This is a genomic window from Spirosoma foliorum, assembly GCF_014117325.1.
GTDB lineage: Bacteria > Bacteroidota > Bacteroidia > Cytophagales > Spirosomataceae > Spirosoma > Spirosoma foliorum.
This window is the reverse complement of record NZ_CP059732.1, coordinates 7,459,449-7,484,338: the sequence shown is the minus strand read 5'-3', so window position 1 is coordinate 7,484,338 and position 24,890 is coordinate 7,459,449. Positions and strand designations below refer to the sequence as shown.

13 protein-coding genes and 1 pseudogene are annotated in these 24,890 nt (G+C 48.4%); 6 read left to right on the top strand and 8 right to left on the bottom strand.

The genetic code is table 11. From position 1 onward, the window contains the following. Window positions 1-20: 20 nt before the first annotated feature. A complete protein-coding gene (locus tag H3H32_RS31425; protein WP_182459686.1) occupies window positions 21-10,928 on the bottom strand; it encodes an SdrD B-like domain-containing protein in 10,908 nt (3,635 codons plus the stop codon). 1,324 nt (window positions 10,929-12,252) lie between these two features. Here H3H32_RS31425 and H3H32_RS31420 point away from each other — a divergent pair. The 3 genes and pseudogenes from H3H32_RS31420 to H3H32_RS31410 all read left to right on the top strand — a co-directional run bounded on the left by H3H32_RS31420 (window position 12,253) and on the right by H3H32_RS31410 (window position 15,536). Then, a pseudogene (locus H3H32_RS31420) lies at window positions 12,253-13,257 on the top strand (IS701 family transposase). A gap of 250 nt (window positions 13,258-13,507) precedes the next feature. Beyond that, window positions 13,508-14,245, top strand: coding sequence for a LytR/AlgR family response regulator transcription factor (locus H3H32_RS31415; RefSeq protein WP_182459685.1), 738 nt, complete (start codon window positions 13,508-13,510; stop codon window positions 14,243-14,245). Window positions 14,246-14,252: 7 nt separating this feature from the next. Continuing rightward, on the top strand, window positions 14,253-15,536 hold the full coding sequence (locus tag H3H32_RS31410) for a sensor histidine kinase (RefSeq protein ID WP_182459684.1): 1,284 nt from the start codon (window positions 14,253-14,255) through the stop codon (window positions 15,534-15,536). 4 nt (window positions 15,537-15,540) lie between these two features. Here the strand turns inward: H3H32_RS31410 and H3H32_RS31405 are convergent, their stop codons facing one another. Further along, complete coding sequence (locus H3H32_RS31405) at window positions 15,541-17,172, bottom strand: amidohydrolase family protein (protein ID WP_182459683.1); 1,632 nt, start codon at window positions 17,170-17,172, stop codon at window positions 15,541-15,543. Between the two features lie 87 nt (window positions 17,173-17,259). Here H3H32_RS31405 and H3H32_RS31400 point away from each other — a divergent pair, with 87 nt between their 5' ends. After that, the gene (locus H3H32_RS31400) at window positions 17,260-18,222 is read left to right on the top strand and encodes a hypothetical protein (RefSeq protein ID WP_182459682.1); all 963 of its coding nucleotides are present in this window, start codon (window positions 17,260-17,262) and stop codon (window positions 18,220-18,222) included. Between the two features lie 54 nt (window positions 18,223-18,276). Next, window positions 18,277-19,044, top strand: a complete 768-nt coding sequence (locus H3H32_RS31395) for a hypothetical protein (protein ID WP_182459681.1) — start codon at window positions 18,277-18,279, stop codon at window positions 19,042-19,044. Window positions 19,045-19,049: 5 nt separating this feature from the next. Here the strand turns inward: H3H32_RS31395 and H3H32_RS31390 are convergent, their stop codons facing one another. From H3H32_RS31390 to H3H32_RS31365, 6 genes are all read right to left on the bottom strand, one after another. After that, on the bottom strand, window positions 19,050-19,505 hold the full coding sequence (locus H3H32_RS31390; RefSeq protein WP_182459680.1) for a hypothetical protein: 456 nt from the start codon (window positions 19,503-19,505) through the stop codon (window positions 19,050-19,052). 49 nt (window positions 19,506-19,554) lie between these two features. Continuing rightward, on the bottom strand, window positions 19,555-20,430 hold the full coding sequence (locus tag H3H32_RS31385) for a metallophosphoesterase family protein (protein WP_182459679.1): 876 nt from the start codon (window positions 20,428-20,430) through the stop codon (window positions 19,555-19,557). A gap of 107 nt (window positions 20,431-20,537) precedes the next feature. Continuing rightward, window positions 20,538-21,203: a hypothetical protein gene (locus H3H32_RS31380; protein ID WP_182459678.1), complete on the bottom strand. Its 666-nt coding sequence runs from the start codon at window positions 21,201-21,203 to the stop codon at window positions 20,538-20,540. A gap of 4 nt (window positions 21,204-21,207) precedes the next feature. Continuing rightward, complete coding sequence (locus H3H32_RS31375) at window positions 21,208-22,476, bottom strand: glycerophosphodiester phosphodiesterase (RefSeq protein WP_182459677.1); 1,269 nt, start codon at window positions 22,474-22,476, stop codon at window positions 21,208-21,210. Beyond that, window positions 22,473-23,207 carry a hypothetical protein gene (locus H3H32_RS31370; RefSeq protein ID WP_240543553.1) on the bottom strand — a complete coding sequence of 245 codons (735 nt, stop codon included), beginning with the start codon at window positions 23,205-23,207 and terminating at the stop codon, window positions 22,473-22,475. The genes H3H32_RS31375 and H3H32_RS31370 overlap by 4 nt, the downstream gene beginning before the upstream one ends. A 414-nt stretch (window positions 23,208-23,621) precedes the next feature. Beyond that, window positions 23,622-23,966 carry a hypothetical protein gene (locus tag H3H32_RS31365; protein WP_182459676.1) on the bottom strand — a complete coding sequence of 115 codons (345 nt, stop codon included), beginning with the start codon at window positions 23,964-23,966 and terminating at the stop codon, window positions 23,622-23,624. A gap of 488 nt (window positions 23,967-24,454) precedes the next feature. Between H3H32_RS31365 and H3H32_RS31360 the strand changes: the two genes are divergently transcribed. Then, entirely contained in the window at window positions 24,455-24,856 is a 402-nt protein-coding gene (locus H3H32_RS31360; RefSeq protein ID WP_182459675.1) for a hypothetical protein, read from the top strand. The last annotated feature ends 34 nt before the right edge of the window (window positions 24,857-24,890 follow it).

Here is a 24,890-nt window from a genome sequence, read left to right as displayed (position 1 = left end):
CGGCTTAGTGTGTGAGTCCATTACCGTGTCCGCCTAATAACAATCGGTAAGCATTTGGCTGGTGGACAGCTTACGTCCACAATACCGGCATCAATCGTCAGAATATCGCGACGGGTCGGATCTGTTGGCACCAACGCAATCAGACCAGAGCGTCCTGTCGTCGTGTTGGCATCGCTATCCAGGGCAGTGGGTACGCCCGATGCGTTTGCCGTCGTCAACGAGAAGTTCGCAGGCAAGGTTGCTTTGTCGAACTCAACGACATAATTTCCTTCGGGCAGATTCGGGAACAGATAGTTACCCCCACCCGCTGTTATGGTTGTCGACAAAACAGTGTAGTTTCCAGGCGTTGTTTCCTGCAACAATCTGATCGTTACACCATTCACACCCGGCTCACCTGCATCCTGACGTCCATCTTTATCCAGATCATTCCAGACAAAATCGCCGATGCTGCCTAACAGAGGATCACAGTCCACGGGTAGGTTATTACTAGAAATATAGGGATCGCCCGCCTGTACATTGAACACCAGATAGTACGGATTATAGCCTTGCGTACCATTCTGAAGTTGCGTTGTATCGGCAGTAGGTAGCGAGCCTAACTGTACCCATCCATTAGCCGGAATATCCTTGTCCTGCACCGACCCATCCAGTGTGGTTGGGGCAATTGAAGGCGCTGCTGGTGCCCAGGCGCTTGTGGCAATACTGTATCCATTGGGATGGCTGTAGGTAAGCGTGTAACTACCCGGCGTGCCATCTGTCAGGAAACGATAGTAACCCTTTGAACCATCCAGCACAACGGTAGTACTACCCGGACCCGTCACGCTAATTTTACCACCTTTCAAAATGGTGTTATTCTTATAGCAGTAGATATAGCCGGTTGGGTCGTACACCAGACGTTGGAGACCTGCATCAACGGTCGGATTGTTTACTGCCAACCCGGTTCCTGAAGGATCTATATGAACAACCTGGGAGAAACCAGTTATTGGGTCTGCGTCAGAATCTTTTGCGTCGTTGGTACCCGCGTTCTGGTGAGGAGTCAAGGTGCAAGAGACTGGAATCTCACTAAAGCGCACCTGATAGTCGCCCTCCGACAAATTCGGGAACGAATAATGACCAGTAGCATCAGTAACCGTTGTACTGGCTGCGCTCGTACTGCGAACGCCACCCACCACGGTAAACAGTTCTAGTTTTACACCAGCCACACCGGGTTCGTTCGTATCCTGTATACCGTTATCGTTATTGTCTTTCCAGACAAAGTCACCAAGGCTACCCAACGGAGTGAGAGAACAACTGGCCGGTGCCGTGAAACTGGCCGTTGTTGTACCACAACCTGGCAGGCTGATTGTAGCAATATGAGTAGCCCCATCGGAAACAAGTCCAGTGAAGGTTGCGCTAAACGAACTGGTATTCGCAACAATGGTCTGACTGACGGGTGTCGAACCGGGCAGGCTAATTGTAATTATACCAGCCACACTATTTGTCAGCGCAATAGCAACCGTAGCCGAGTAGGTGTTGGTTACCGTAGCACAGATACCCGCAGTGGCTGTTGCACTCAGGCTACAAACCGGAGCAACGGTACAACTGGCGGGAGCTGTGTAGGTTGTGGATGCGGGCGCATAGCCGATGCCACTCACGGTGAGCGTATGTAAGCCCGTACCCGAAGCCAATCCATTCAGCACAAAGCTGGCAGTTGCTTGTCCGGTCGCTATAGAAACGGTTGTTGTACTGGTTCCATCCGTGATGGTTAGTGAACCAGCAACGGCAGCCGTTAGGTTGATAGTACTCGTAATTGCATACTGATTGGTCGCTGTGCTACAGGTTCCAGGTGTGACACTGATAGCCAAAGCAGGCGCTATCGAACAACTAACTGGAGCTGTGTAGGTGGTTGTCGTGGTGGAGCAACCAGGCAGACTAGCCGTTACCGTATGGCTTGCCCCATTAGAGACCAATCCGTTGAAAATGACCGGTGCAGTTACTGTACCCAGCGTAGTCGGTACAGCAATCGTTACACTATTTACGCCATCGGTAACCGTCAGCGTACCTGCCGAAGGATTGGTCATCGTTACAGTCACGGTATTGGAGTAGGTGTTCGTGGCTGTCGAGCACTGACCTGTTGTGGTTATTGCCGAGATAGAACAAACCGGAGCTACCGAACAACTGGCAGGGGCAGTATATGGCGTGTTGACGCTGGCACAACCCGGCAGACTTACCGTGATCGTATGACTGGCTCCATCAGAGATCAAGCCATTAAACGTGCCGGTGAAGGTATTCTGTCCGACAGCCGTCGTACTGAAAGTAAGCGTCTGGCCACCAGTGGAGACCGAAACCGTTCCGCCAGCGGTTGGATTCGTGACGGTCACGACTGCGGTAGCGGAGTAGGTATTGGTGGCTGTAGCACAAGTGCCAATCGTGACTACGGCACTAATCGAGCAAACTGGCGCTACCGAGCAACTCGCCGGAGCAGTATAGGTTGTGGTTGTAGTTGAGCAACCGGGCAACGAAGCCGTCACGGTATGGGTTGTCCCGTCGGAAGTTAAACCGGGGAATTCTATTGTAAAGGTCGCGTTGCCAGCGGGTGTTACAGCCAGCGTGGCGCTTTGTGGCCCATCTGTAACGGTTAACACGCCTGCCGTTGGATTGGTCAATTGAATAACCACCGTAGAACTATAGGTGTTCGTGGCAGTGGCACACAGACCAGCCGTGGCTGTCGCCGTCAGGCTGCAAATTGGCGCTACCGAACACGAAGCCGGAGCCGTGTAAGTCGCTGCTGTTGTGCTACAACCGGGCAGGCTGGCCGTCACCGTATGATTTGCACCATCCGAAATCAATCCATCGAAGGTAGCTGTAAACGTGTTCTGACTGTTGGCCGTCGTACTAAAAGTGAGTGTTTGCCCACCGGTACTAACGGAGACAGTTCCACCTGCTGTTGGATTCTGAACTGTTACCAACGCCGTTACCGAATAAGTATTGGTCGCGGTAGAACATACTCCAGCCGTAGCTACCGCCGAGATCGAACAAATCGGCGCTACTGAGCAGGAAGCTGGAGCCGTGAAGGTTGCCGTTGTGGTGCTACAACCAGGCAGGCTGATCGTAGCCGTATGAGTAGCCCCATCCGAAACTAGATTCTCAAAGATGGCTGTAAACGATCCGGTATTGGCCGCCAGCGTCTGACTAACTGGTGTTGCCCCCGGCAAGTTAATGGTGATCGTACCAGCGACGCCATTAGTCAAGGCAACAGCAACCGTAGCCGAGTAGGTATTGGCAGCCGTAGCGCAACTACTCGCAGTTGCCGTAGCACTCAGACTACAAACCGGCGCTACGGAACACGAAACAGGCGCGGTGTACGTCCGACTAACCGGCGAACAGGCTCCGTCAGAATAACTGGCCGTTACGGTATACGTCTGCCCATTGCTCACCAGTCCAGAGTAGCTAAACGTTCCCGATGCATTACCTATTGGCAATGCGATCGTTCGGGAGGAGAATGCACCGGACGAAATGGTTAGCGTTCCACTGGTAGGTACATTCGTGGCCGTAATTGTTCCCGACAGCGTATAGGCGTTTGTGGCTGACTGACATAGCCCTGGAGTAACGACCATCGCTAAGCCGCAGGGTGCTACTGTGCAACTCGCCGGAGCGGTGTAGGTTGTGGATGCGGGTGAATAACCGATGCCACTTACAGTAACCGTATGCGAGCCCGTACCGGAGGTCAAACCTGCTAAATTGAAGCTGGCGGTTGTCTGTCCAGCGGTCACCAAAACAACTGTTGAACTGGTTCCATCCGTGATCGTGAGCGAACTGGCTACGGCAGCCGTCAGGTTGATCGTACCGGAAATAGCATACTGATTGGTCGCTGTGCTACAGGTTCCGGGCGTAACACTTACTGCCAGTGCAGGTGCTATCGAACAGGAAACTGGTGCCGTATAGGTAGCCGAAGTAGTACCGCAAGCCGTTGCCGATGAGAACAACGTCACGGTGTGTAATCCAGTACCCGAGTTAAGTCCCGACAAACTATAGGTTGTGGACGTCTGCCCAGCACTTACCGAAACAATCGTGCTCACCAGCCCATCGGTAATCGTCAGGCTGCTGGCTGGAGCAGCCGTCAGGCTAATCGTTCCTGTAACCACATACTGGTTGGTAGCCGTGCTACAGGTACCTGGTGTGGCGGTTAAGCTCAGTGAACAGGGCACAACGGTCAGACCAAAGTCGTAGGTGTGATTGGACGTACCTGGCCCATTCGTGGTGAGCATAATAGTCGGCTTGCCATTCATGACCATCGCGTCGTTATTGATCAGGGTAGCGCCCGAATTAGCAGTGCCATTTTCGCCCGGAGTAAGGCTTACATCGGTTAAGGTCAAGCCGCTGGCCACTGTGCTGCTGCCCAGGCTCGTGATTACCACGGCATAGCTCGTATTATACGTCAGGGCCGTTGTGGCGACGGATGAGGTAGATGTACCCGCCGTCACGGTCGTTGAGGAGAAATAATATTCCCCGGCTGCGTTGGTCGTTACACTGGCCAGTGCCGTCGTTTTTGCAGCATCATAGAGCGTGACTACTACGCCTGGAATAGCGGGTTCGCAAGGCTCCTGAAGCCCGTTTTTATTATCATCGCGCCAAACCCGGTTCCCAATCTGAATCGGAGCCACATTACACATGATGGCCAGACCACCCCAGTTGTTGGATTTGGTAAAGTTAACGTTCGTATACCCCGTTGCCGTACCATCGCTGAGCAGATGGTTATCCTTGGATCGATCTCCTGTTGTGCGATTCAACCAGGTCATACCTGATGTCGCATTGTATAACACGTTATCCAAAGCAGGTAACAGAATCTCCGGCCGACCGGGTATATAATCCATCGTACCCGCTAACATGGTACCTTCTAGCCCCTGATATTTGAAGAAACGGTTGGTTGGACTGGTGTTTGCACCGGCACGGTTGGCGGTATAGGTATAATTCACGCCCGATGCGAATGGGCCAACAGCTCCATTGTGCTCCAGAGACCACTGCGGAGCGGCTTCAGTACCCAGGTTTGCACCCCGCATCAGCACCCCGCCAGTTACATAGAACGACGAATTAAGAATGTCGTGGTACCGGTTGCGGGTAGCAATCATCATCCCGTAGACACCGTTCGGCTGAGGATCAAATTCAACCTCAGCTAACCACGGCTGCGTATGCTGGCTATTGTTATCACCGTTATTGTTATAGAACGTACTATTGGCTGTCACTACCTCCCAAGGGTGTACATTCTGGCCGTAATACTGCGCTACGTTGACATTCGTAGCTGGAATATTCAGATTAAGTGGTACGTCCAGTTCCTGGCGGAAATCAGTCGACGCAGGCGTAGCATCCGATGCATCTACCGAATAGACAATACCCTTTAAATCATCCGCAGTAGGCCCCGTACAGGTCACGGTGGCATATACCCGATTGGTGGATGGGTGAACGCCCAGACCCAGCACTGCCTGATACGGACGTCCGTCCGACCAGTTACCTGTTGGACAACCATCCGTTGGCAGTGGGAATCGCTTGATCTGCGCGGCATTCGCTACGGCGGTTCCGTCGGAATTTACTGGAATAACCAGCAACTCCTGCGTTTTCAGGTTGATCGTGTATAACTCGTGACCATCTCGGGCAAACTGCATCGAACCTAAGCCCGTGTAGCCAATTTTGGCAGGTGTGCCGTTGGTTCGTCCATAAATACTCGCCCCCGGATAGGTAGCATCAGCCACATAAACACCCGCAAAGCCATCGCCATAGACTGTTTCCAGATCGAGCCAAACCGATTTAGTACTGGCAGATCCTGTGGTGTAATCGATTTTATAGATGGTAGCCTCGCCAAAGGTATTACCGCCAACATTGGCCTGCATAGGCGCATAGGCCCGCATGAAGGCACCAGACAGTAATTGTTTATGGGTACGATCCCAGGCTAGTCCAAACGTAGTACTCACATCCCCTTTGGTGGCGATTACATTATGAGCAGCTATCGAATAGGAAGCTCCACCCGAAGGTTGCCCCCAGGTATAGTTGGCATCGGCCGTACTGGTCGACGTGAAGGATTGACCAGTGCTGTATTGCATATCAATGATGGTTGGCTCAGTAGCGCCATCATTGTTCCGGGTGAAACAGACGACCGCAAAGCCTGGGTCCGTCTGGCAATAGTCGTTAGGCTGGTTCAGCCCCACGCTGATCGAGCAGCTACCGGGCTGGGTGAACTGAATTGTCGACCCATTCTGTGTACCTTTAAAGGTTGAGGTATAGCCAGATGGCAGGTTACTGAATTCAACGCGATAGGTGGTTCCTGGCGTCAGTCCGGTAAAGCTGTAGGCTCCGTTAACATCGGTTTGCTCCTGAGAAACCTGCGTACTCTGGCCCGAAGCATCACAGCTGAAGATCGTAACCGTCACATTACTAATACCCGGATCATTGGTGCCCTGAGCGCCATTGCTGTTATAATCGCGGAAGGCTGTGCCACCAATCGTACTAGCACTGGCCGTGCAGGATGTACAGGCAATTGGCGTTAAGGCAATCTGCACATTGTCGGAAATACAGGTATTGTAGGTACCACGAACCGTGTAGGTTGCCGTTGTACTGATAGCTCCTGTAGCGAGCGTATTGGATGTACCAACTACGGCTGTGCCACTACCAGCAAACCACTGATAGGTAGTGCCCCCTGGCCCGCTGGCCGCAAGTGTCGTCGAACTTCCCTGACAAACAATCGGATTAGCCGTAATGACGACGGTTGGTCGCGGATTGAGTACAAGCGTGAACTGATCGGCAGGTTTACAGGCGCCGTCAGCCGATACCAGAACGGCATAGACATACAGCGGCAACGGATCATCGCTGACATTATCCGGCAGTTGTAAGTTCGAGAATGTAAGGGTTTTGGTACCGGTTGCTGTGGTCGAGGCTATCGTTCCCAGCACGGTGCCACCTGCGGCTGTATACGCACTGACAGCAGTGGCCAAGGGACTGGTAAAGTACACCAGTCGAACCTGATCGGGTGCTAAAGCATTGGTTAATACCGTAACGGTGAGCGTTGTATTGGCGCACTGGGTCACGGTAGCAGCCGATGGGGTGGAAATGGTCAGCGTCTGTGTCGGTTTGATCATCAGGTTCACAAAGGCGGTGTCGGAGCAGGTGGCACTCAGTCCATTCTGACCAATGATGGCGTAATACCGAATACCGCCCGTTGACGTTGGTTGCTGGCTAAATGTTAAGCTAGTTGCCCCACTGATGGCAGTAAACGAACTGCCACTGGCATCGGTAAAATACCATTGTACACCCGTAACCGTATTGCTCGTTACTGTAGTCGAAAGCGGCAAACTGAAGCTGCTTCCCTGACAGATTGTTTGCGATTGGCTGACAGCCAGCTCTGGTTTTGCACAGTCGGGGATGGAAATCCCAAAGTCATAGGTATGATTGGTCGAGCCTGGCCCACCTGTGGAGAGCATAATAGTCGGCTTGCCATTCATGACCATCGCGTCGTTGTTGGCTTGGGTGCTGCCTGAATTAGCCGTGCTGCTTTCGCCCGGAGTTACCGGTGAAACCGACGTCAGGGATAAGCCTGTGACAACTGTGCTGGTTCCCAGGCTTGTAAGTACCAGTGCATAACCAGTGTTGTAGGTCAGTGCGGTTGTCGCTACAGATGAGGTAGAGGTTCCGGCGGTGAGCGTTGTGCTAGCGATGTAGTACCCCCCGTTCGCATTCGTCGTTACGCTGACGAATGCAGTGGTTTTGGCCGCATCGTAAAGGGTAATTACGGCGCCTGGAATAGGCGGTTCGCAAGGGTCCTGGATACCATTGCTGTTATCATCACGCCATACTCGGTTCCCGATCTGAATCGGAGCCAGATTACAGAGGACTTCCAGATCACCTAAGCCATTGGCTTTATTTTGTGTTCCACCGCCGGTGCCGGAATAAAGGGTAAACCCGTTTTGTTTAGCACCCGTCGTGTTGTCGAAGCCGGTTAAGCCACCCGAACTATAGACGAGGGGATCACCTGCCGATATGCGAATTTCGCCCGAGCCTGGTTTGAAGGCTAAGCCCCCCGTACTGATTTCCTGATGGAGGCCGGTATCATCTACATAAAACTCGCCACCGCCAATACCTTGTCCGCTGTTCTGACCCGAGGTTGCCGTTTTGGGGCTCGTAGGCCCTTCTTTGCCATTATACTCTACTTCATACGATGTACCGTTGAAATAAGCCCGCAACAAATCACCTCCAACAGCACCGTAAGCCGATGTCCGGCCATTGGCTGCTATATGGTCAGGCGTGTACTGGCCTGGCACTGCCCCCTGCTGGTGCTGGAAGCGATCAAAGAAGCCTAGTATCATACTTCCATCCACGTCGAACTCAATATCCGATAGGGTCGGTTGCGTGTAGAGTGTAAATCCACCAACGTTAATCCCAGTTGTATTCGGATATATGCTTGTCCAGGGGTGCCATTGCTGAACATCCGTTGGTGTTGCACTTACGTTTAACCCTTTTGTATAATTGAGTGGGAAGGTTAATACCGGTATCGGATTATACGTACTCGTCGTTGGATCGAACACCAGCACACTGGCCTGTAAATCATCGCGGTTTTGTGAATGGCTGGCATCGCAAATGGCACCTACATACACTTTACCATTATGAACAGCCAGGCCAAATGGCCGGGTTTCGCCAGTTGGCGTACCACTGGAGGTAGTTAGTTCAAAACCCGATAGCATAGCTGCCCCACCGCCTGTATTGCCTGTGATGGCAATGGTCAATACTCCATCTGTAACCGTAGTGGTGAACGAACGGGTAATTCCAACGTTTATCTGACTGCCAGCAGCCGCATACACATCGAAGCCCGACAGTACGGTTGTGCTCTCTAAGGCGACAGACATATTGCGGTTGTTGGTGGTGGCATTGGTGGCAAAATGCAGTTTGACGCCAAATGTGCCGTTCCCCACCGGGAAGCTATAGATCATCGTCGAACCAGCATTGACGTAAGCTGAATTGGCGTATAGCGCGGCATCGGCGGTTCCGGCTGTGGCGTTATTAGGATTGGTAATGGTCTGCCCATAATTGATCGAACTACCGTATATATCGAACAGATAGCCTTTCTGCCACTCCTTCCCATCGGCTGCGATGAAGGTATTATTCCCTGAACCAGCCGAGAAATAACTGGTAGATGGCCCTGTTGTGCAGAGCGAGGGAACAGGATACTTCCCGATAAGGGTCTTGCTGGCAATATCGATGGACAATAGTTGCTTGTTGGTCAAATCCATGACATACAGCGTCTTATCGTCTTCGCTAACGTCAATATCACCTAAGCCAATCCCGGCTACGACACTGAACGACTGGGCATCTAAGCTGGGAGTTCCGGCGTTGGTCAAACCACGGGCGGCATCCAGATCAAATTGCCAGTTACCACTTACCCCAGCCAGGGCAGAGACATTGAGCCAGGGCGTGGTGACCGGGCTAGCCGGATTGGTCATATCGGTCACGTAAATCTGCCCCAGATTCCCATCTTTAAGCCCCACATGCCGCTTGAGGAAAGCCGCTGTGTATAATTGCTTGGTTGTTTTGGCATAAGCCACGCCCCAGGTCGAGCCAATTTGGGTACGAGTGGCAATGTGGTTCACGCTACCGGTCAGGTCATAATTGATACCTACCAATACATCGGTACCAGCGACTGTATTAGGTGTAACAGCACCATCCAGATAACAGGGCGTTACCAGCAATGGATTGGTCTGACAATAATCATTGGCGGTGTTTAAGCCCAAACTGGTGGTACAGGAACCTGGCTGCGTAAACTGTACGGTGGTGCCGTTATTGGTGCCCCGATAGGTGGGTTGGTAACCTGCTGGCAGGTTGCTGAACTCGACCCGGTAGGTTGTTCCGGCAGTCAAACCCGTGAAACTGTAGGCACCATTCAGATCGGTTTGCATCTGAGCAACTTGTGCGCTTTGGTTAGTGGCATCGCAACGAAAGAGGGTCACGGTTACATTGCTCAGGCTGACATCATAGGTGTCGGCTGTTCCATCACTGTCAAAGTCATGAAACACTTTGCCGCCCAGGCTGGTGGCACTGGCAGTGCAAGATGTACAGGTAACGGGGGTAACGGTAAAGCTAGCATCATCCGATACGCAACTACTTAGTGTAACACGTACCCGATAGGTAGCTGCCGTATTAATGGCCGTGGTAGTATACGGGTTGCTGGTGCTGATAGAGGTAGTACCGCTGCCATAGAACCACTGGTATGTGGCTCCACTGAAAGCTAGTGCTGATAGCGTCGCTTTATCGCCTGTACACACCTGTGTTGGGCCCCCAATAATCGTATTCGGACGGGGCTTCAGGGTAATAATCAGGTCATCAACAGGTTGGCAGCTCGCATCTGCTGTTGCCAGTATTGCATACACAAACAAACCCATGTTTGCTCCAGTGAGGTTGTCGGGTAATTGTACATTGCTAAAGGTGAGCGTTTTAGTGCCCGTTGCCGTACTGGATGCAGTCGACGTAGAGAAGACGGGAGTGGCTGTAGTAGAATATGGATTGGTTTCGGTGGTGAATGCAACCAGTTTAATGCCATCGGGTGCTACGGCAGTCGTCGAAACGGTAAAGGTGGCTGTGCCGTTGCCACAATATTGCGTATTGGCCGCTGGTGCTGTGAATGTAATGGTTGGGCAGGTGGCAAAGCTGGCCTCAAAGGGAGGACTATTAGGACTATTGGTACCCAGGCTCATTGTGGCTACAGCTGTAGCAGAACCGACTGGGCTTGAGGTAAAGCCGCTGTTGACGTCAGTACCTGGACTTGCCTGTATACCGTGACTGATTACTATAAACGTCATAGACGCAATCAAAAACCAGGCATAGGTTCTGATCGCGTAAAAAGCTCTATACAGCAAGGAGGATGCTTGCGGGTAGTAGTAAAGCCTACCTGATTGTGAGGTAGAGATATCTGACATACGACAAGTCGTTTGGTGGGTACTCAAAAAGAAAGAGGAGACTATTCCTGATCGAACAGGTTCTATAAAAAACAAAAATGAAATGCGCTATTGCACTGACCTTAAGCTCATTTGCCTACTGTTAGTTGGGGGTGCCGAGCTAACGAGGTTCCAGCTTGATTGGAGCAGAACTGGTTGCTGTTGATCGATTATAATCCTGAACAGTGGAGTAGAACGTTTTCATGTGTATCAAGAGGTAGATTAATAGTGATTCTATGAACAAGTAGTAACTAGCTAACCAGTGATTAGCCAAGGCAATTGGACTCTAGCGTTGAGAAGGTTACACAAAACAGATTCACTGAATCAGCAGAAACGGCTACTTATTGGCCGCTTAACCAATATGATTTTGCCTTTCAGTTGATCATCGAAAAGATTCATTGGCTGAGTAAAAGTCAGAATAACACCTTGGGTCCACTTGCAGAATTGGGCTAATCTGGATGGTAATAACCTCAACAATTAGTAAATCAAAGTTAGATTTACACCTACTTGATAGAGTTATTATAATAGAGATAGGCCACCATGAATTTAGAAAATTGGCACTGCTAGTAGATTTCAGCAGGTATCGTAGCCAAATTGTTGCCAATTATTACTATAGAGTCACTTGCTATTTCCTAAATACACTTATTTAGTGTATACAATCTCGTTTTTTACATGAACGAGGCTTTTCTTACAATGAATGACGCAAATACATATAGAAAACCAACAGTTGAGAATACGAAGTAACTTCTAACCAATACACATCTAGCAGCAATCATCTGTCTGCCCAAAGCCTGGATCTGTCGTACGCTAGAATTACTCGATCTAGGTAGACTTCCCAGCTATTTCCCCAAATCGTAGTCATCCATTCCTATTTCATAACAGACTCTATTTTTATTCATACAAAGCCAGAAATACTATTTGTCCAGTGCAGTGAACCGTATTTCTGGCTTTGTCATGGAATTGGTTGATAATCTCTATAAGCTGTATATACGTATATAGTTAACAGTGTTAAGAAGCAAACTCAACTCTGCAGATTCAGGGTAGTTAAGAAGAAAGAGTAGTTTTATTCTTTGTAATCGCTGGCATTCAAAATCAAATTGGACTGATAATTGCAAGGTCGACTTTGGCCATTCATCCAGCTCATTAGAATCATTTATCTGGCGATGCACTCAGTAGCCTAGATTGTCTGGATGTGCGGAGATTACTAATCTAGATGTAGCGGTATTAAACCTATAGGCTGCACCTCTGTTTACTTTTAACTACTATAGGACTTACGCAAAAGTGGTAAATTGAAATAAAAAATAGCTTGAAGGTCACCGCACAACTTTACGGACAGTTTCTACTGAGTAGCCAGATCAACTATACGGCTACCTACTTGGCTGATCACCTGGAAGGGATCACCCATGACAATGTGCAGTACTTTCTCAAAGCTAGCCGAGTGGCACCTCGCCAGGTCTGGCAACATGTCCGCCACCAAATTCAACTGGATACCGATGGCTATATCCTCTTTGATGATACCGTGCTCAATAAAGAACATAGTCATAAAATTGAACTGGTTCGTCGGCAATACAGTGGAAATGCTCATGGAATCATCAAAGGCATCGGTGTGGTTAATTGTGTCTACTTCAATCCTAAAATTAATCAGTTCTGGCTCATTGACTACCGTATTTTTAATCCCGATGAGGATGGAAAAAGCAAGTTGGATCATGTGTTGGACATGCTTAACCAACTAGCACCCCGCCAGATCAGTTATCGAATCGTCTTAATGGACAGTTGGTATGCTGTGACCGACCTCTTCAAGTGGCTCATTACCAATGAAAAACTGTTTTACTGTCCTATCAAGAGCAACCGTAAGGTCGATGATTCAGGTGGCAAAGAACCGTATCAACCTGTCAGCTATCTGAGCTGGTCAGCTCAACAGGTGCAGCAGGGTAAGCTGGTTAAAGTACACAAGATGCCTCAAAACACCTATCTTAAACTGTTCCGCGTACTGGTGTCTACCCACCGGACGGACTATATCGTCACCAACGATTTAGCTCAAAATGAGACGAGTGCCGCTGAAGAAAAAAGTGGTATTCGTTGGACAATTGAGCAGTTTCATTGAGAAGATAAGCAGATCACGGGTCTGGAATGTTGTCAATGTCGATTAGCTCGTAGTCAACGCAATCACATTGGCTTAGCGGCTCTGACTTGGTTACGTTTTAAACAGTTGGCTTATCAGACTAAGAAAACGGTTTACCAACTCAAACAAGGCTTATTAGATGCTTACCTTCGTCAAGAGTTGGCGAATCCTTCAGTTGCCTTTGCGTAAGTCCTATACTATTCAAGATAAAAAATAAGTATACGCATTTAGCTTTTCTAGCAACTATCTGTTATACAAGAGATAACGTATAGCTGGCTAAGCAGCCCAGTTTACCCATAGCTAGTTAGCAACAGTCAGGCGAACACATCAAAACTCGACTATATCTATCGTAACTGTATGTAGCTATTTATTTTTGCTCAATTACTTTTTGTAACTAACTTGGCATTAATAATACTTCGTAACTTCACTATACCTTATTATGTATTCCTGTCTCATTGTTGAAGATGACCCCATCTTTGTTGATCAACTCAGGGCGTATCTGGCTCAAACAACCCTCTTCGAATCACCCCTAGTTTGTTCTACAGCCATGGATGCTTTCATGGTGCTGACTACTAAAAACGTCGACCTTTTAATTCTTGATTATGATTTACCGGGGATGACGGGCCTGGAATTAATTCAGGGCCTAACAAATCTTCCGCCGGTTATAATGACTACTGTGTATAGTAGTCACGCTGCCACTTGCTATGATCTGGATGCAGTGGTTGATTTTCTGGTCAAGCCGTTTGATTACATGCGCTTTTTTCGGGGCATTCGGCGAGCCTTAGCGGCACTACCCCAACTCACAGAAAATAAGCCCGTAGAGCCGCTTCCTGTTGTCGATGAGAAAAAGCATATGTTCTTTAAATCGGGCCGGAAGCTGAACCGATTTGTGCTCGACGATATCTTATATGCTGAAGCCTATGGCACGTATATAAAGGTGTACACCTTAACAGGCCCCGTAATTATAAACCAACGCCTAAAAACGCTGGAAAACGAACTCCCCGGCGATCGATTTGTACGTATACACAAATCGTTTATCATCAATGTGCAGCATCTTAGCCACTTAGAGGCTCATCAGGTACAGGTTTCAGCGAAAAAGTTCCCGATTGGAGTTACTTACCGTCCATCGGTGCTTCAGTTTATGCAGCAGGCGGGGGTTTTAGGAACGAGTAATTAATGGCTTTATGAGCTTGATTACCCGGCTCCGAACAAGACTTTATCCGAAAGATCGCCTTGATGCACTTCCTACGTTTGATCGGGTCAGATTTGTGACATTAGCCAACATTGGTTGGTTCGGTATACCGTTGCTGGCACTTCTGATAACCATCAATCTTGTTTTCCACAATTATGATCGAGCGCTTAATAACCTCGTAACCATTTCTTTATACCTATTCCCGACCCTATGGTTAATATATCGCTATAAACTAAAGCTGGCTTCCTGGTATTTCATCTGTGCGATGTACGTTGCAGCAATCTGGGGGCTCTACACCAGGTTGATAGTCCATGTTGATGTACATCTTGAGATGTATTTTATCATGATTGCCCTCTTTTCCATCATTTTATTGGACGATAAGGCATCTGTGATTGTTCCTGTTTTTATGGCCATTAGCTATGTAACAGCCAGGCTGCTCGTACTTAGGCAGTTGAACCTTCCGTTTGAAATTGGCCAATTCAATTCGGGTTTAGGTGTATTCATTGTACTTACCTACGTTACCTACACCGTCAAGAAAATAGCCACTACGATTCAGGAGGTTGTCCAACAGCAAAACAAACAGTTACAACAAAAAAACCATGAGCTTAGCGAAAGTAATCTTGTAAAAGACAAACTGTTTGCCATACTGGGTCATGACCTTCGAAGCCCTATTGTGAGCCTCAAAGTCCAACTCATGAATGTGCAGAAAGGGTATACAACAACTGAACAATATGCCGAAGCGAATACCCGACTGCAGCTAACCGTAGATAACGTGTTCAGCACGCTCGACAACCTACTCAATTGGACTCAGCTCCAGCGTGGCGGCATTTATGTAACACCCACTCAGTTCGATTTGCAGGAAGTTGCTCAATCGGTGCTTTTACTATACAATTTTGAGGTTCCAAATAAGCAATTGACCGTAACGACACTTTATGAGCCAGCCCCAATAATTGCGGATGAGTATCAATTAACAATTGTGGCTCGCAATCTCATCCAGAATGCGATTAAGTTCACGCCTAAAGGTGGACATATTCAGGTAAGCACTCGCCAGTTAAACGGTCGATCTCAATTAATTATTCAGGACACGGGTGTTGGCATGCCTAAATCCATTGGCATGCCAACAAGGCCCATTGGTACGTCTAGTTATGGAACTGCAGGCGAAAAAGGCACAGGGTTGGGTCTGGAAATCAGCCGGGAATTTGTGCGACTCAACAATGGTCAGTTATTGATTGACAGTGTCCTTGGTATGGGAACTACGGTTACGATGGAATTTTGAGTCGTTACTCATTCTTGCCGCCACTCACTTTGCCTGCTTTCGCTGGAACGCCGGGTTGAGTGATTTCGAAGTTTTCTTTCTGCTTGGCATCAGCGACTAGTTTCCGTACATCGGCCAGTAATTTTTTAGCATCGTACACAATGCCATCCTTCACGGTGTAGGTAACGCCACCTACACGCTCAACTTCGTTTTTTTCATTGAGGTGAATAGCGCCGGTTCCGTATAGAACCTTCAGATTCGCCAGCGGATTCTGATCGACAATCACGAAATCGGCCAGTTTTCCCACTTCCACCGAACCAATCTGGTCGGCCATACCGAGCGCTTCGGCGCCTTTTAACGTAGCTGCCCGAATAACTTCGAGCGGATGGAAGCCTGATTCGCGCAGCAGTTCAAGCTCGCGAATGTAGGCAAAGCCGTATAGCTGATAAATGAAGCCAGAATCAGACCCTGCCGTAACGCGGCCACCCCGGTTTTTGTACTCGTTGATGAACGCCATCCAGAGTTGGTAATTCTTTTTCCAGGCCACTTCCTGTTCTGTTCCCCACGATTGCCAATACGACCCGTGCGAGATACGGCTGGGGCCGTAGAAACGCCAGAGGCTCGGCATCGTGTACTCTTCATGCCACTCAGCACGCCGAGCCAACATCAGCTCGCGGTTAGCTTCGTAGATATTAAAAGTTGGATCAAGCGTAAAATCCAGCGAAATGAGCTCGTCCATTACCTTATTCCAGCGATCGGAGCCTGGTTTAGCGGCTTGCTGCCACAGATTACCTGCTTCCTCGAAACGATTCTGCTCGTTGCCATAATTGTAATTAACCGGATAGTTTTGGATGGTTTTATCTTCAAATAAGGCTTCGGGAAGTCCATACCAATGTTCGAGCGAAGTCAGCCCTGCTTTAGCAGTCGCCAGGGCATTCATGCGAGCTACTTCTAACTGAGCATGGTGGCAGGCCGACCGCAAACCCAATTTCTTGTTCTCTTCCAGCGCAGCTCGAAACACGTTTGGTTCGGCGCCAAAGAATTTAATGCCGTCGGCGCCCCGCTTCGCATTCAGTTGCACCCAGGCGCGGGCCTGTTCGGGCGTGCTGATTGGCTCCTTTGCGCCTTGCCCAAAAACGGTGTATGCTTTGATACGAGGAGCGGTAATTTCATTCCGTTCACTTTTGGCGCGGTGTTCAAGCACCCAGTCCAGGCCATTGCCACAGGATGGATCGCGAATCGTTGTAATGCCATGCCCGAGCCAGAGTTTAAACACATACTCCGCATTGGCCCCCTGCGCCTGTCCGCCAATATGGCCGTGCATATCCACAAAACCCGGCATCAGGTACATGCCTTCGCAATTCAGTTCCTTATCGCCGGGATCGGCTTTAGGTCGACTTTTCGGATCAATCGGAACACCGGGATAACCAACCTGACGAATCTGTGTAATTCGGTTTTTCTCGACTACAATATCCATTGGACCAACAGGTGGCGCCCCTGTGCTGTTGACCAACGTAACACCCCGAATAATCAGCTTTCCGAACGGTCCGTCACCCTCGTGGCGTGGTGGTGATTTTTCGACCTGAGCCGTTACAGAATGGAGAATGAATAAGGAACAATGAATGAAGAGGAGTACCCGAGAGAAAGGTCGTATCATGGTTGGGTAAATCGTTTGGCTAAACAGTTGTAAGATAAGCGAAACCGTCGGACTTTTGTAGCACAGCGCGGCCGAAACAGGCATATTATGAAACAGATCGTCACTAAAAATTTCTTACTCTTTGTTCTGATTCTTGCCGTCATCTTCGCTTTCGCTATGAAAGCAACCATTTTCCAGAAAGAACCCGACACGAAACCTAAGCCTGCCGATACCTTATCGGCTCATTTCAACAGCTATTGGTTTTCGGGAAAGGCCGAAGTAAATAGTTACCAGCTCAAACAGGCGAAAAATGGTGCCCTGAATGATGGTGAGGCCATGTTGATCTTCATGACCGAAGATTTTCGGACCGACAAGCAGGTGAAAACCGACAACAAGGAAAACACAATACCCGTCCTGAAAACAACCAACTCCAAAAAGTTTTCGACGGGAGCGTATGAGTACTCGCTATTGGCTTCCGTATTTACGCCAATCAATAACCCTACCGATGGGCCGCCCCTTTTCCCGAACACCCTGAAAGTCAGCCTGTCCGATCAGGAGTGGGATGGGCATAGTTATCTTCAGATCAGTTACCGAAATAACGGATATCAGGTGAGTGGCAAGTCCTATTACGAGAAAGAGGCCGATGAAAACTATACCATTGCCAAAGCCATGTTTGAAGACGAACTCTGGAATCGGATTCGTCTGAATCCAGACAAGCTCCCTAGTGGTGAATTACAATTGATTCCGGGCACAATGGCCGCTCGATTACGCCATAAACCACTTGAGCCCTTGCCTGCCAAAGCGACACTCGCCGATTATGAAGGCGTTCTGTATCCGGGCCTCTACCTTAAATCCTACACCATTGAATACCCTACCGACGACCGGACGCTGATCATTATTTTCGAGAAGTTATTCCCCCATAAAATTGTTGGCTGGGAAGAAACCTACGATACCAAAGATAACCTTCTGACCTCGAGAGCGGTTCTTAAGAAGACAACTCAAACGGATTACTGGAATCATAAAGCGCCTGCCGACAGTGTGTTACGGCAATCGCTTCTATCAACACGATAAAACCAAAGCGCCGAACTCAGGCATTCTCAACTGCTTCAGCGCCTAGAAAATCTTATGAAACACATACTGATTGGTTGCTTCTTTCTAACCTTATTTTTTTCCTGTTCTGACAGTGGCGACAAAGCCAAAACGATTGCAGAGGGGCCCGTTTATACACTGATTTTTCTGGATAAAACCCGAAGTGTCAATATCAACAAATCGTTTGTCGCTCAGAAATACCAAAAGGCGCTGACCGACATTATCGAGCAAAATATCCGGCAGAAAGGCGACAAACTGGATGTCTATTTTATTCACGAAAACACGTCCAAAGCTCGTGCGTTAAACCTGACCGTTCGCTCCGAAATGGAAGATGTATCAGCAGCCAGCCCCACAGACCGCGAAGCCGCCGAAACCGAATTTAATTTGAGTCTCTCGCGAGAGAAGGCGCAGATTCGGCAGCGTGTACTTCAACAGTTAGTCGCACAGAACACGGGCTCATCAAATCAGGAAACCGACATCTGGGCCAGCCTACCCGTCATTGCCAAAGCGAATGAAACAGGGGCGACCGTGAAAGTCTATTACCTCAGCGACATGATCGAGAGTGTGAAAGGGACTACCCGGCGGGATTTTCAGGTGAAACCGCCAAAGGACAATGCGCAGGCCGATGAATGGGCTAAAGCGGATGCCGAACAACTTAAACGCTATACAGTTGGTAGTCCTGAGATCTCGATGATCCTGCCATTCGAGCCAAATGCGTCTATTAAGGAAAACAACCCGTCGGTAACGCAATACTGGCAAACCTTATTTTCGGCCTTAGGCGCCGGAACTATAACCGAGGATTGAGTTAGTCAATGAACTACAAATCCGGGCGGCACATCTTTCATGGCATCGCCCCAGTTCGACTTGATTTTGCTGTCCAGGGTACGGCTGTACATAATCGCTGGGTACATAGCCGAAAGCCGGGTACCAATTGGGCGCTCTATGGCGTATTCAACCCAACTGCTGTTGTATTTAAGGAGAAGGAATAGCTCTTTTTTATACGATCGCCACACTGCCTGACGGCTATCTATAAATCCCCATATACTAGTCTTAAGGAGCAATTGCCTTTTCGCGTGCGCATAGCGAACAATTAAGTATTTGCTCAGCGCTCCCCGCGACTCAATGGCGGTAATTTGATCGGCGGTATCGGGTAGATCCGGCCTTATCGATAAATCCTGACTTCGATAGAGGATACGGTATTGAGCATCTGTCTGTTGACTATATAATAGGCCCAATAATAGAGTTATCAAGCGTAGCCAGTTCATAACGAGGATAGCTAGTTTTACGTAGAAGACACGTCGGCCTGTTCACTACTTATTCAGCGGAAACTTCGGCAGGAATTTCAAATTGATAGCCCACCGAAAAGCCCGAAAAATCACTTTTCAGGCAGTATGAGGTCAATACTAACCCTTCGCCTTCACGCTTTACGGCAAGATAGTGAAACATTGGCTTGTAGGTTAACGCCAAATCGGGCAGGCGGCTGGGCGATGTATTGAGCGGTTGACGAAGTCCACCACCACCGCCGATCACCAGGAACGTTTTGCCTTCAAATTCATAGCGCTCAAAGGCATGCGAGTGTCCCGTAATAAATAAGCGCGCTTTCTGAGATTGAACATAGGCCGGAACAAACCGTTGCTGCACCAGCTTCGACGACCCCACTAACTTACTGTTCGAATAAGGTGCATGATGACAGGTAACGATAACTACCTTCACAGCGGGGTCATTATCAAGATCCACCAGTGTTTGTTGGTACCAGGTTTGCTGAGCTACCAAATCAGCAATAGAGAGCGTACTGAAATTGGAATTCAGCATGACCACCGCAATTTCGTCGGTTATTTTTACATAGCCTGTTGGGCTGTGCTCGGGAAAGCGCTGCTGAAAATTCTTAGCGCCTTTGCGGGGGCGGCCCATTACGTCATGATTGCCCATAATAGCATACACAGCCGTTTTTACTTCTGTACACTGAAGCAAAAACTGATCGATGATTCGCCACTTTCGGTTTCGGTAACCCAGCGAAACAATATCGCCCAGCCAGTAAAGTACCGCCGGTTGAATCCGTATAATTTCATCAAAAATTGCCTGTGTTGCTTTTGTATTCTGATGCGTTCGTAACACCAGTCGTTCAACCCACATGGGCGCCTGCGTGTCACTTAAAAATAGAATTTCGCGTTTCGCTGAGTCTTGTTCCATAACGATAATAGAACGCTGATTTTTAGGATCAGTGTGGTTCTGTTATGATAAAAAAAGTTATCCTAACCAATCATGACCATCTGCGGGCCATTATCACTTACTTTCGTTCACCAGGAAAATGCCCGCCAGACAAGCTGAAGCTCTGCGGTAAACGCAGCATTTTCCGTTGCTACAGCATCGAACCATTTTAATTCGCCCGCTACCCTGAATTTACGCCCGATTGGATACGTGTACGATGCAGCCGCCATCCAGCCCAGGCTATTGGTATTACTGAAAACCGTTCCGTCATAATCGAGTCGGGAGTGGTTCACATATAGGCCCGTTCCGGCCGTGATAGCAAGCCGCCGAACCAGACTTTTATCGGTTCCTCTAAGCCAGGCCAAGGGCATCGAGAATACCAGCAAAATCGGAATAGCCGATACATACACATGGGCATTATCGCCAGCAACCTGCCCTTTATAGCTATACATCGTTGTCCAACCGGTTTCCAGCCCCATCCGTAATCGATGATCGGGATACCACATTACACGGAGTGAGCTCGGCACCCCAAACCGGCTGACATGCGTTTGCTCCAGCGCAGCCGGAACCCCAAGGTGGGTTGAGTAATAAGACAACCCGCCCCCCGCCGTTACAACTAGCGTATAAGGCCCGCGTGTCGAATCGGTTAAAACGGGTAGTGGCCGCTGACGTCGAATCCTTGATTGGGCTATAGCGGTTACGTTACTGATAAACAGCAAGGTTAGCACCGCCAGTATCTGTAAACGAATAATCATGCGCTTACTGTTGTTCGATATAATGATAATACGCTACTACCGGCGAATAGTTAGACAGAATTCCATTGAAATGGTTCTGACTGATAAACTCCCGGATAAATTCGGGTTCATCGAGCGTCCAGACGAAAACCGTTAATCCTTCTGCCTGCATGGCCAGCACTTCATCTGTTTGAGGACCTAACGTCCAGCGGGGAGCCCAGATACGGGCGTTCAAACTACGCGTAATGGATGTATCCAATTCACACAAAATCGGCGTATTATCTTTATTAGCCAGGGCTTTATAGGAGTCTACAGCCTCTGTAGTTGGCAAGCCAATTATAATGCGGAGGTTACGCCCCAGGGCCAATGCCTTTTGCCGGTATTTCTGTTGAATGGCCTGTACTTTGTCCATTGGGCCGATGTATTTGGTATCGAGCCAGACAAAATCTAAGGACGTATTATTAACGACCGTTTCCAGTGCCTCCTCCAGCGTTGGAATCTTTTCGCCATTGATCAGCCGAACCAAGGTGCTTAGTTGTTGATAAGTATAATCTTCAAGAGGGCCCGCCAGCCCGCTCTTCTGAATGAGCCGCAAATTCAGCGTATTGTCATGGTATAATACCGGAACGCCATCTTTCGTAAACCGAACATCAACTTCGATTCCTGTGGCGCCAAGCCGTGAAGCCAGCTTAATAATTTCCACTGAATTTTCGGACGCAGGCAGCAAATCCGACGTTCGGCCTCCGCTTCGATGCGCCATGATCGAAAAGGGTTTCGGATTAAGTGGCCGATTATATGTCAGCGTAAGCGGATTAGTAGGCGTAGCTGATTTGTCGCCGTATAAGCCATCAACTACCAGGGTGTCGCCAGGAATCAAACTACCTTTAAAGAGCTGTAGCTTTCCATTATGCTTTTCTCGTACAATCAACCGAGCTTCGCCAATGGACTCATTCACTAGCTTACGCCAGTAACCTTTTAACACCAGGCTATCGGCCTCTGGGCTACCTTCCAGATTAAAATAAGTGGCATCAGTACCCATGAAAATAGACAGATAATGGGTAGTATCTGAACCGTTGAGCAGATAGGTCCATTTTAAAACGGCCTGATCGCCAAACTGACTGGCACCATTTGAAATTGTATAGACCCCTTCCAGAGCCTGCCGTATAGGTGGCACAAACTGCCCCGATCCGGGCGTATTGGTAAACGCATAAGGCACTACAGCTTCGTACGTCTTTCGGCAACCGTCGAAGAGTAGAAATAATAAGCCTATTAGCAGATAATGAGACCGTTTCACAGGATAAAATCAAAAATAAGTTGTGGGTAGAACAGGTTCCGGTCAAAGGTGTCGAAGAGTGACCAGAGCTGCCAGTTGAAATTGGAATAAGCCGCCCGAATCCCTACCGATACATGCCGCTGATGATAAAAAGGCTGCTCTAGTATAAAGGTGAATGCTACCCCGTTGATAGTCCGTCGGTTATAAACAACTGCCAGTGAGCCCACCTGCGATCGGTAATAGAGGTCAATGATAGCTTCCGACTTTACCGTTAATCGCAGATCTTTCGTCAGTTTATACCCAACCGAAACATTGGGAAACGTTTCGACGCCATAAGCCTGACTAGCAAATACATCTTTGATCTGTAAAGCCCCAAGCCAACCCGTTACATCATAACCCGCCGATAAGAACAAGCGGTTCGTTAATGGCGTGGCCCAACGCACGCCCAGGCCCAGATTGCTCTGCACAAACTGCGTCTGGAATCGGCTAGTCAGAAATAGGTGCTTGGTTAATCCGCGCTGGACATTGAAATCAATAGCGGGCACGCTCACCCGAATCTCCTCCGTTAATTCGGGCGGAGTAGTTGTAAAAACAACACCAACCGCTTTGCGCCATTTACCGGGTAGCGGTGCCTCAGGAAAGTAAATTCCTGGCTGTATTGGCCAAGTTTCAGTCGCCTGCGTTTGGGCAAACGATGGTACAACAACCAATAAGCCCACCCATCGGCAGATTTTGGTAACTATATTTCGCAAACTAACCACCTACTAAGTTGCTATAAGAATGAGAACTAGTAAACCGTATTCGCAAGGATTATGTTACGACTAACTATCAGGCTATATACGTTTTCTACGTAGTTCTTCTGAATAACAACCAAAAACAGGGATATTGTCTGCAATTTTATACATACCAACGGCAGGTGCACATCTTTCAATCTCACCGGGTTAAAACCCGGTGAGATTGAAAAAATAAAGAAGTGAAAACCAATTGGGTGCGGCCGGTTATTAGAAAAATAGGTCGCACCTACGGCGCTTAACACTATTGGATCTGGTACGATCACTATTGGCAGGTCACCCCGATAGGGGCTGCTCCGCTATCCTCAAAGATGTGTGCATATCGTAAGTACCAAGCGGATCGGCTTTGTAGTTGTTGAGCCGAACGCTTAGCAGCTATTGGCTAGATAAGCCTTGCGCTGAGGTGCCTTTGAAACGAGTCGTTAAATAAGGGTAATCGCCCATTAGCTGGACAACTTTTCGCCAGTTATTGTACAAAAACCAGTGTATATACTCCCCTGATTCATCTACCCTTTTGAACTCCCGAAGCAATGCTTTATCCACAGTGGGGTCAGCCATTCGCAGTATCATCTTCAGGCCAAGGTTAATATCTTCCAGTTCGGCTTTGGTAAATTCTTTACCCCATTTACGGGGTAGCGTGCCAGGAAACACCACTTCCGAAGCAATTAATGTCTTAATGTACTCCTTAAGTAGGTCTATATTAATTTGATTGTCCATCATTGTTGAGTTTCACAAAATAGATGTAACTAAAATCCTGCCAAATTTTAGAATAACCTTGCAAAATATACTTTGCGTGCCTGTTTTTTCACAATTAGATTACCTAATATCCATAACTACCAGTTTTACAATCACTTAACAACAAAGCCTTTCGAATAAAAATTAATAGCCCACTGGGTATCATAAAAAACGCTGACCTTAGAAAAGTCAGCGTTTAAACCTAACCCATAAGAGCTCACAACCCCACTTACAGGATTGCAATCGCTAACAAATTAGAAAGTAAATTATCTATGCAGTAACATATTGACTGAGTGGTATTCTTATATAAGCCCGATTAAATTGACTATTTATGCACGTCGTTGCGCAAAATCGATTGGTTTTGAGCCTAAAGCGTCTGGCAGCTATCGATAAAAGTCGACTGATTTATTATTTCGTAGCTCAATTACAACCTACCCAATATCGACTACAGACTTGCCCACTTAATGAATTATATGAATAAACCAGAAGATGCGCTCCGTTTGAAGATTATGGAGATTTGTACCGAGACCAAACGGGAAACGCCTAATGGATGGACCCTAACGGCCACACTAGGCGAGTTTATGCAACGCTGTCTGGTCAACCAAATCACAGATGGAGATACCTGGATCGAAGCTGTTCAGTTAGAAGTCGAAGAGTTTCTGGATGCGATTGTACTGTTATTCGAGCTTACTCCCTTATTGGCAGTAGGCGATAGCCTAATGGGCACATCGGGACAATTGTTTCGTATAACTGGTCGGCGTTTTTATCCGGTCGACAAGATTATCAACTATCATTTTGCCTATATATTCGACCGCGAAGATGAGCCAGAATATTACGACGACCAGGAAAGTGATCGTGAAGAAGAAGCTGATTGAAAATCGTGATTACAAACCTATAAGGTTTTGGAAA